This is a genomic window from Streptomyces sp. NPDC005070, from assembly GCF_053600395.1.
Map to the genome: position 1 here is coordinate 18,549 of NZ_JBSFZS010000103.1, position 9,721 is coordinate 28,269.

Annotated in this window: 7 protein-coding genes; 5 read left to right on the forward strand and 2 right to left on the reverse strand. The window is 70.4% G+C overall.

The annotated features are described in order from the left end of the window. Window positions 1-202: 202 nt before the first annotated feature. Entirely contained in the window at window positions 203-3,061 is a 2,859-nt protein-coding gene (locus ACWEBX_RS28405) for a D-alanyl-D-alanine carboxypeptidase (RefSeq protein ID WP_451887641.1), read from the reverse strand. A 222-nt stretch (window positions 3,062-3,283) separates the two neighbouring features. Here ACWEBX_RS28405 and ACWEBX_RS28410 point away from each other — a divergent pair, with 222 nt between their 5' ends. The 3 genes from ACWEBX_RS28410 (at window position 3,284) to ACWEBX_RS28420 (ending at window position 5,816) form a co-directional block, all read left to right on the forward strand. Beyond that, the gene (locus ACWEBX_RS28410; RefSeq protein WP_451887642.1) at window positions 3,284-4,039 is read left to right on the forward strand and encodes a GOLPH3/VPS74 family protein; all 756 of its coding nucleotides are present in this window, start codon (window positions 3,284-3,286) and stop codon (window positions 4,037-4,039) included. Between the two features lie 428 nt (window positions 4,040-4,467). Next, the gene (locus ACWEBX_RS28415; protein WP_451887643.1) at window positions 4,468-5,325 is read left to right on the forward strand and encodes a helix-turn-helix domain-containing protein; all 858 of its coding nucleotides are present in this window, start codon (window positions 4,468-4,470) and stop codon (window positions 5,323-5,325) included. A 281-nt stretch (window positions 5,326-5,606) separates the two neighbouring features. After that, window positions 5,607-5,816: a DUF397 domain-containing protein gene (locus ACWEBX_RS28420; RefSeq protein ID WP_451887644.1), complete on the forward strand. Its 210-nt coding sequence runs from the start codon at window positions 5,607-5,609 to the stop codon at window positions 5,814-5,816. Window positions 5,817-5,901: 85 nt separating this feature from the next. Here ACWEBX_RS28420 and ACWEBX_RS28425 read toward each other — a convergent pair whose 3' ends face one another. Continuing rightward, window positions 5,902-6,741 carry a hypothetical protein gene (locus tag ACWEBX_RS28425; RefSeq protein WP_451887645.1) on the reverse strand — a complete coding sequence of 280 codons (840 nt, stop codon included), beginning with the start codon at window positions 6,739-6,741 and terminating at the stop codon, window positions 5,902-5,904. Window positions 6,742-6,847: 106 nt separating this feature from the next. On the opposite strand from ACWEBX_RS28425, the gene ACWEBX_RS28430 reads away from it, so the two are divergent. Both ACWEBX_RS28430 and ACWEBX_RS28435 read left to right on the forward strand, forming a co-directional pair. Then, on the forward strand, window positions 6,848-7,633 hold the full coding sequence (locus tag ACWEBX_RS28430) for an SDR family oxidoreductase (protein WP_451887646.1): 786 nt from the start codon (window positions 6,848-6,850) through the stop codon (window positions 7,631-7,633). Window positions 7,634-7,983: 350 nt separating this feature from the next. Beyond that, window positions 7,984-9,561: a sodium:solute symporter family protein gene (locus tag ACWEBX_RS28435; RefSeq protein ID WP_451887647.1), complete on the forward strand. Its 1,578-nt coding sequence runs from the start codon at window positions 7,984-7,986 to the stop codon at window positions 9,559-9,561. The last annotated feature ends 160 nt before the right edge of the window (window positions 9,562-9,721 follow it).

Consider the following 9,721-nt stretch of genomic DNA (forward strand, 5'->3'; position numbering starts at 1 on the left):
TGCAAGGTTCTCCCGCTGTCCCGTTGGTCCGTTCTGGGCCGGGACCCGCGGCTCGCGAGCAGCCCCGATTAGCGCGACGCTAGCACGCACTCCGCCGGACAGCCCCCGAGTGGGGCACCGTCCGGCGGAGTGCGGTGCGTGATCGCTCCCCGCCGTACGTCACCGATGCGTGCGCGCGTACGCCATCGGTGCGCGTGTCCGCTCAGCCGACCCTGGTCACCTTCGCGCCGAAGCCGGGCTCGGCCAGGTCCGACTGGAGCGCGACGGGGATCCGTACGGCCTCGCTGGAGCCGTCGCCGACCCTCAGCTCGCCGACGACCGTGCCGGCCTTGCCGGTGTGCGGGACGGCCGCCTTGCCCTCGCCGATGCTCAGCTTCGTCTTCAGGCCGGGCCAGCCGATCGCGGTCATGTTCCTGGTGGCGACGACCGGGGTCCGGCCGCCGAGCTGGTCGTCCACGTAACCGACGACCTGGCCCTTCTTCACCACCGTGGCGGTGACCAGGCTCTGCTGGACCTTGTCGATCAGCTTCTGGCTGTTCGCGAGCGCGAGCTGGAGGCTGTCCCAGACCTTGCCGGTGCCGGCGTTCTGGTTCATCACCGCCCCGTAGATCGTCTGCGTCTTGCCGTCCACGACCTTGGTCGCGGCCCACACCAGGTTGCCGCCCGCGGGCGTCGACGAACCGGTCTTCAGACCGATCACGCCGACCTGCTTCACCAGCAGATCGTTGTTGTTGTAGATCGTGTTGGCCAGCCCCGGGACGTCCGCCTTGGCCATCCCGACGATGCTGCGGAACACGTCGTTCTTCATGACCTGCTTGGCCAGCTTGATCTGGTCGGTGGCCGTGCTGACCGTCGTCTTCTGCAGACCGCTCGGGTCCGTGTACGTGGTGTTCGTCATGCCGAGGTCCTTGGCCGCGGCGTTCATCTTGGTGACGAAGCTCTTGCTGTCGGAGTCCCAGCGGGCGAGCAGCCGCGCCACGTTGTTGCCCGAGGGGATCATCAGCATCTGGAGCATCTGACGCTCGGTGAACTGCTGGCCCTTCGACAGCGCCGCCGTCGACTCGTCCGGCAGCTTCGACTCGTCCTCGGCCTGCTGGTCGACGGTGATCTTCTCGCCGTCCTCGTTCCCCTTCAGCGGGTGCTCCTGAAGGATCACGTACGCCGTCATGATCTTGGCGACGCTCGCCGTGGGCGCGGGGGTCTGCTTGCCGTCGGTGCCGAGGCTGCCCACGCCGTCCACCTCGATCGCCGACTGCCCCTGACCGGGCCAGGGCAGGTCGAGGGTGCCCCCGCCGAAGGTGTACGTGCTGTCGGCGCTGAGCGTGAGAGTCGGGGCCGGCAGCGGGCGGAAGGCCTGCGCGACTGCAAAGATCACCACGAGCAGCAGGACCAGCGGCGTCCAGATCTTGACCCGCCGTACGAGGGTACGGACCGGGGTCTGCGGCGGCGGCGGGGTGTTCGTCAGCTCGGCGAGCAGGTCCAGCGGGGGCTTCGGCGGAAGCGGAAGCTGGGTGGTGCGCTCGGGGCCGACCTGCGGAACGGCCGCGGTGGCCGCCGCGGGCCTGTCGACCGGCTTGGGGGTGGAGGAGGGCGCGGCGGCCCACTGCGGCTTCGCGGTCCGCTCCGGCTTCGCGGAGGGCTCGGGCTTCGCGGAGGGCTCGGGCGTGGGCTTCGGGCGCGCCGGAGGCGGGAAGTCGTCGAGGCGGTTGAGGGGGACGAACTTGCTGGTGCGCGCGGGGGTGCCGGCGGGCTTGGCACCGGGCTCGCCGGTGGGCTGCTCGGCGGACTTGCCGGAGGGCTTGTCCGCGCGCTTGTCCGCGGGGGCGTCCGTCGGCCCGGCGGCGGGCTTTCCGTCGGCCCGCTTCGGGGTGGCGCCGCCCAGCTTGAGCATGGTGGTGGGCTGGTCCACGGCCGGGCGCCGGGGGGTCTTGAAGACGGCGGTCGGCTGATCGACGGGGGGCTCGGCGGCGGAGCCCTTGTCGGCCTCCGCGTCCGCGTCCTTGCCGGTCTCCGTGTGCGTGCTCTCGTCCGGCACAGCGTCCGAGGGCTCGTCGGACACCGTGTCCGGGATCGCGTCGGCCGGGGCGTCCGAGGGCTCGTCGGAGGAGTCGTCGTCGCCGTCGTGCCGGTCCTCGGGCGCGGTGTCGCGCTTGTCGTCGGGTTCGGCGTCGCGCTTGTCCTCGGGCGCCGGCGCGGGCTCGTCCTCGGCGGCGGACGCGGAGGCGGGCTCGTCCTCCTCGTCGGCGGGAGTCTCGTCGGAGGCGGTTTCCGGCTCGGCTTCGGGGTCCTGGCCGGACTCGGGCTTCTCGTCGGCGGCGCCGTCGATGTCGCGGTCGGGGCCTGCGGCGGGTTCGGCGGCCTCCTCGTCCGTGCCGGACGCCGCGGCGGACGCCTCGGACGTGCTCTCGGCCCTCGTGGCGTCCACGGGCTCGCCCGGCTCATCGGCGAGCTCCGCCTCGGCGTCGTCGCCCTCGGCCTCGCCGGCCGGCTCCGCGTGGTCCGCGTGGTCCGCGTCGGCGACGGCGCCGTCCGTGTCGGTCTCGTCGCCGTCACCGTCACCGTCGGAGGCTGTGGCGTCGTCGGCAGCCTCGGGGCCGTCGTCGGCGTCCTCGGGGCCGTCGTCGTCCCCGGAGCCGGTCGTGTCCGCCGGGGCGGGCTCGTCCGATCCGGCGACCCACGCGGCCACCGCCGCGCGCAGCCGTGTGTCGCCCTCGGCGTTCTTGCCCCCGGCCGCGCCGTCGCCGTCGGCGGACTCGGAGACCCGCTCCGGCTCCGCCGTAACGGGGGCGTCCGCCGTGCGGGCGGTCTCACCCGAGAGCGCCTTCGTCGAGAACACGGCCGTCGCCTGATCCACCCGTACCGTGGCGGCCCGCTCACGGGCCATCGCCATCCGGGGGTCGGCCGGAGCCGAGGTCTGGGTCGACGTCGACGCCGGCGCGCCCGACCGCGCCGGACTCGGAACCGGCGCCGGGCTCACCGGCGTCGCTTCTGCCGACGACGCCGACGACTCGTGCTGCTTCGACCTGTCGGGGGACTCGCCCGCCACCGATGCCTCCTCCATGCGGCGCGCGCCCTCCGCGCACCGAAAACGAACCGTCAAACCCTTGAACCGCCGCCCGGACACCGCTGCCCGAACCATCTACCAGTGTCCTGTGCCAGGGCTCGACCCTTGCGGTAGACGAGAACGACATACCTGCCGGTTCCCTCATATTCCGGTCACGTGCTCTCGACAGACCAATGTGAGAGGGGTCACCCTGTCATTCATCCACGCGGGGAGGCATGGATGGGCAAGAGCCGCAGAACAATTCCGGAGGAGCTTCTGCTGCTGGCGTTGGACCCGACCACGGGTACCACCGCGCAGCCGCAGTCGCTCGACCTCGGTCTGGCCGGAGCACAGCTAGTGGAGCTGGCGCTGGCCGGACGGATAGCCCCAGACGGGGATCGTATCGCCGTGGTGGTGCCACGGCCGACCGGAGATCCAACACTGGACTGTGCGTTGGAACTCCTTCGCCGACGCGGAGCACCCGTACGCGCGGTCAACTGGATCGGCGGACCCCGCCTGGGGCTCCGCCAGACCTACCTCTCGCATCTGGAGAGGTGCGGCATGGTCCATGCCGTGGCCGGCCAGATGTGCGGGGTGCTTCCGACGACTCGCTACCAAGCGACGGACACGGATATCAGCCGGGAGATCCGAACCCGGCTGGACAACGCGATCCGCACCGGCGTACCGCCGGACCCGCGGACCGCGGCGCTCGCCGCGCTGGCCCACGCGGTCGGTCTCGGCAAGCACCTGTATCCGGGGAACGAGGGACGCTCGTCCCGCTCCCGGCTGCGGGATCTGATCAGGCACGACCCCATGGGCGGCCTCGTGGCGCACGCCGTGATGGACGTTCAGAGCGGTGCGGCCGCACAGCCTCGCCGCAACCCGGCACCGGTGGGCCGTCCGGCCACCGCCGGAGTCAGGTCCGCGCCGGAGCCCGCACGCGGGGTTCCGATGCAACCGCGCCATGGTTCGATGGCGCGCGCCGTGGCGCACTGAGCCGCGGGCCCACGACGGCCCGCGTCCCGCACCGCCGGCACCATCGGCGGCACACAGCACCCGCACCGCCAGCACCGCCGCAAGACACCAGCGCCGCACCGCAGTCCCCATGATCCGGTTCGGGAGCCGCCGGCTCGCGCGGGGTGGCTGAGACCGTCCGTCCGGACGACGACACGGTCTCACCGCCCCGCGCGACCGCATCCGAGGGGAAGCCCGCCTCCGGGGTCCGGAGCGATCTCGCCGACCCGTCAGTGGAGTTCGGCAGGCCTGCCGACCATGGCGCGGGGCCGCGTATACACGCCGAATCTGCGAACTTGCGCCCACCAGGCGCATATCCGCCGTTTCCCAGCGGTAGAAAGCACCTTGGTGGCAATCTGCTCAACAGCAGATACGCAAAGTACAGGCCCGCAGCCGGAGGTGCACGTCCCGTGGCGTCAAGTGTCAATCCCACCGTCCGGCGGCGCCGGCTGGGCCAGGAGCTTCGGCGGCTCCGCGAACTCAAGGGCATGACGGCCGAAGAGGTCGCCGAGCGCCTGCTGGTGTCCCAGTCGAAGATCAGCCGGCTGGAGAACGGCAGGCGCAGTATCAGCCAGCGCGACGTCCGCGATCTGTGCGGAGTCTACGAGGTCGAGGACCACCGGATCGTCGACTCGCTGATGCAGATGGCCAAGGACTCGCGCCAGCAGGGCTGGTGGCACTCCTTCGGCGACATCCCGTACAGCGTCTACATCGGTCTGGAGACCGACGCCGCGAGCCTGCGCGTGTACGACCCGCAGGTCGTCCCGGGCCTGTTGCAGACCCGGCAGTACGCCGAGGCCCTGATCGCGGGGGCACTGCCGGAGACCGCGCCGGCCGACATCGACAAGCGCGTCCAGGTGCGGATGAAGCGGCAGGAACGAATCTCCGCCCCCGACAACCCGCTGCGTCTGTGGACCGTCCTCGACGAGGCGGCCCTGCGCCGCGCCGTCGGCAACCGCTCGCTCATGCGCGAGCAGCTCGAATACCTCGTGGAGCAGTCCCAACTGCCGCACGTCACCGTCCAGGTGATCCCCTTCGACATGGGCGCGCACCCGGGCCTGAACGGCCAGTACGCGATCCTGGAGTTCCCCGACGCGGCCGACTCCAGCGTCGTCTACATCGAGGGCGTGACCAGCGACCTGTACCTGGAGAAGGCGAACGACGTCCAGAAGTACAGCGTGATGTACGAGCACCTGCGGGCCCAGGCCCTGAACGTGGAGCAGTCACGGCAGTTCATCGCGGACCTCGCGAAGGAGTACGCGCGCTGATCGGCGCGGGGGCGGCCTCCGAGGGCGCCCCCGCCGATGAGTGGCCGGACCCTACACTGCCGCCGCCCCGATGCGGAAGACCTCTATGGAATATGCCATCCAGTCGAGTGAATAGTCGCTTCGTCAGCCGATGTTGGCGAGTAGCGTCGATCACGCCATCGAGCAACAACGTTGGCGCAATCCGGACCGCTGGGCTCCTGACGGATCCGCAGTCCGGTGACAGTGCGCCGACGGCTTCGTGGCGGCAACTCATCGACGAACGACAGCTTTCTGGAGCGATCATGGCAATTCAGCAGGGCGCCCTCGACACCTGGACCAAGTCTTCCTACTCCACCGGCAACGGCGCCTGCGTCGAGGTCAAGTCCCCGGTTCTCTCGGCCATGGCGGTCCGGGACTCCAAGGTCACCGCCGGCCCCACGCTCGCGTTCCCCGCGGACGCCTGGAACGCTTTCGTCACCGAGGTGAGCCGCGGAGCGTCCGGCCTCGTCTGACCCTGCGGCCGGGACAACTTCACACGCTCCACCGACAGAGCCCTCTCGTCCGGCCCGCCGTCCTGGCCGAGAGGGCAGGTGCGCGTCAGCGAAGCCGGTCCACGTAGGTGTCCGTTCCCGGGATCGTGGGGATGAACGGGGCCACCAACTCCACGCGGCCCAGGCCCGATTCGGCCACGGCCTCGTCCAGGCCCGTGAAGTGTGCCTCCCAGCAGTCGCGCGGGTCCTCCTGAAGGAACCACAGCAGGGTCAGCCGGGTGTCCACGCCCTCGACCTGCTTGACATAGGTCATCCGGTCGCCCGGGAGCGGGGTCGGCCGGAAGACGGTGACGAGGGCGGCGGGTGAGCCCGTCAGCCGCCTGGGCAGATGGCGGGAGCGCAGCCACTCCAGCAACTCCGCCCGCTGCCCGGCGGATTCGGCGTCGACGACCTCGACCACGAGGCCCGCGTAGGGGTGGTCGAGGGCATGGAAGTCGCGGGGGCCCGCGGCGCCGTCGCGGTAGACGGTGGCCTCGTGGTCCTGGAAGGCCGTGAAGACGTGCGTACGGTCCTGGTAGACGCGGCCGTCACGGTTCAGCCGCTTGTTGATGCCGACGGTCCACTTCATGTGGTCGTCGTAGCGGCCCTCGGTGACCCAGTAGGTGGAGATGTAACAGCCCGCCGTGACCGGCTGGGCGACCGCCGACTTCTCGGGGTAGCGCAGGAGCTGGAGGTCGCGGGTGGCCACCCAGCGGCGTCCCGCGTACATCCAGGGCATGGCCATCGCGCCCGCGTAGTAGTGGTCGTCCTCGTACCAGCGGTTGTAGGCGTACTCGTGGCCCGGGTGCGGTTCGACCAGGGTGATCAGGGCGTGGCCCGGACGGACGCCGTACGGGCCGAGGGCGGCCAGTTCCGCGTAGGTCTCGCTGCGGGTCTCCTCCGGCATGACGAACCCCTTCCTCGGTGGAGCGTGCGCGGGACTTCCTTCCTCCGCCGGACGCCCATACTCTGACGCCCCGTCAGACAATGCGCCAGAGCCGAGGAGGCCCCGGATGTCTTTGCTCACCGGCAGGACCGTCGTGGTGTCGGGCGTCGGAGCCGGGCTCGGCCATCAGGTCGCGGCGGCCGTCGTGCGCGACGGGGGCAACGCCGTGCTCGGGGCCCGCACCGAGGCCAATCTCGCCAAGTCGGCGGCCGAACTGGACCCGGACGGCACGCACACGGCGTTCCGCGCGACGGACATCACCGACGAGGGGCAGTGCGACGCGCTCGCGGCACTCGCGGCCGAGCGCTTCGGGCGGATCGACGCGGTGGTCCACGTCGCCGCCTGGGACAGCTACTTCGGCGGTCTGGAGGACGCCGACTTCGCGACCTGGCAGTCGGTCATCGACGTGAACCTGCTCGGCACGCTGCGGATGACCCGCGCCTGCCTGCCCGCGCTGAAGGAACGCGGCGGTTCGGTCGTCGTCATCGGGACGCAGTCGTCGGTCGCCGCGCCGAGCCAGGTCCGGCAGGCGGCGTACGCGGCCTCGAAGGGCGCGCTGACGAGCGCGATGTACTCCCTGGCGCGCGAGCTCGGCCCGCACCGGATACGGGTCAACACCGTGCTGCCCGGCTGGATGTGGGGCCCGCCGGTCGAGGCGTACGTGCAGTTCACGGCCTACACCGAGCAGGTGCCCGAGGCGGACGTCCTGAAGCGGCTCACCGAGCGGATGGCCCTGCCGGAGCTGGCCACGGACGGGGACGTCGCGGACGCCGCGGTGTTCCTGGCCTCCGACCGGGCGCGGGCGATCACGGGGCAGTCGCTGCTCGTGAACGCGGGCGAGATCATGCGTTAGGTACGGCGGCCGGCGGCCCCTCTCCCAGGCGCACGGGACCCGCATCCCGTACGTCTGTCGGCTTGTCGTTGCTGTTGCCCTCACCGCTGTGAGTCTGACGAAGTGCCCGCTCATGGTGTGGCCCTCGTCACGAGCACGACAACAGCCCAACAGGTAAAGTGGAGGCAAAATCGTTCTGCTTTCTGATCTGCGTTCATATCTGTGACCGCACGAGGTCTTGACCGGCCCCTCGAACCAGCGGTTCAATCCCCGAAGTCCCCGCTCCCGCACGGGGGCGCCGCCCCGTTGCGTACTGGCGAAGTGCCGTCCGGTATCTGCAGGTTCACAAGGCGGACCCCTGGAGGGGGCACATGAACGGTCTCGACTGGGCCGTCCTGGTCGCGTACTTCGGCGTGATGACCGCGATCGGCGTCTGGTCCCACAAGCGTGTGGACGATGTCAGCGACTTCTTCACCGCGGGCGGCAAGATGCCGTGGTGGCTGTCCGGCATCTCGCACCACATGTCGGGCTACAGCGCGGTGATGTTCACCGGCTACGCCGGCATCGCGTACACCTACGGCATCACCTCGTACGTCACCTGGGCCCTGCCCATCGCCATCGGCGTCGCCATCGGCGCCAAGGCCTTCGCGCCCCGGCTCAACCGGCTGCGCTCACGACTGCACGTCGCCTCACCCCTCGAATACCTCAAGGACCGCTACAACGTGCAGACCCAGCAGGCGCTGGCGTGGTCCGGCATCCTGCTGAAGATCGTGGACGTCGGCGCGAAGTGGGCGGCCATCGCCACCCTGCTCAGCGTCTTCACCGGCGTCTCGCTCACCCAGGGCATCATCATCACCGGCAGCATCACGGCCGTGTACTGCACCATCGGCGGTCTGTGGGCCGACGCGCTGACCGAACTCGGCCAGTTCGTCATCCAGTTGCTGGCCGGTCTGTCGATGCTGGTCATCGTGCTGAACAAGATCTCCGACCAGGGCGGCCTCTCCAAGGCGCTGGACTCGCCGAAGCTGCACGGTCACGGGGACGGGTTCGCGGGCCCGTATCTGACCGTGTTCTTCATCGCGTACCTGTTCATCAAGCTCTTCGAGTACAACGGCGGCATGTGGAACCAGGCCCAGCGCTACATGGCCACCGGCGACGCCAAGCAGGCCACACGGTCCGCTTTCCTGTCCGCCGGACTGTGGTTCGTGTGGCCGGTCATCCTGTTCATCCCGATGTGGCTCTCGCCGCTCCTCGTCACCGCGCAGAAGCCGGACGGCTCGGACGCGTACGGCCTGATGACCGAGCAGCTCCTGCCGCACGGGCTGCTGGGCCTGGTCGTCGTCGGGTTCTTCTCGCACACGATGGCCATGTGCTCCTCGGACGCGAACGCCATCTCGGCCGTGTTCACCCGCGACGTGATGCCGGTGTTCTCCCGGGCCGCGCGCGCCTGGAACACCCGCGCGGGGCTCATCGCGGGCCGCGTGACCACCGTCGCCTTCCTCGGCCTGTCCATGGCCGTGGCGACCCAGGTCAACTCCCCCGCGTTCAAGGACATCATCACCGTCGTCATCAAGTGGGTGGCGGGTCTGATGGGGCCGATCGCGATCCCGTTCATCCTCGGTCTGGTGCGGCCGTTCCGCAGGTCGGGGCCGACCGCGGCCCTCACGAGCTGGGCGTGCGGTCTGCTCGCCTTCTTCTTCGTCAACTACCACCTGGACTTCTCGCAGCGCACGGACGTGAAGCTGGAGTACCAGGTGGCCCTCCCGATGGCCATCTCCCTCGTCCTGTACATCCTCATCGGCTTCCTGCGGCCCGAGGACACCCCGGAGCGGGACGCCGTCATCGAGCTGATCAACACGGACGACGACGGCTCGGCCGCGGCGGCGATCCCGGCACCGGCGGGTGCGGGGGCGGCGGACGGCGCGGTCGGCACACCGGTGAAGGACTAGGGCGTGTCCGCGAAGTCTCGCCTGCCCGGCGACCCCTAGGGCCTGTCTGACAATTCGCGTCGTCGCCCGAAGGGCGGCCCGGCGGCGTCAGGCGCGTGCTCTCGGCGCGCCGGCCCCAGACCTGCGTACTGGATGTACTCGGGTCTGGGGCCGGTGCGGC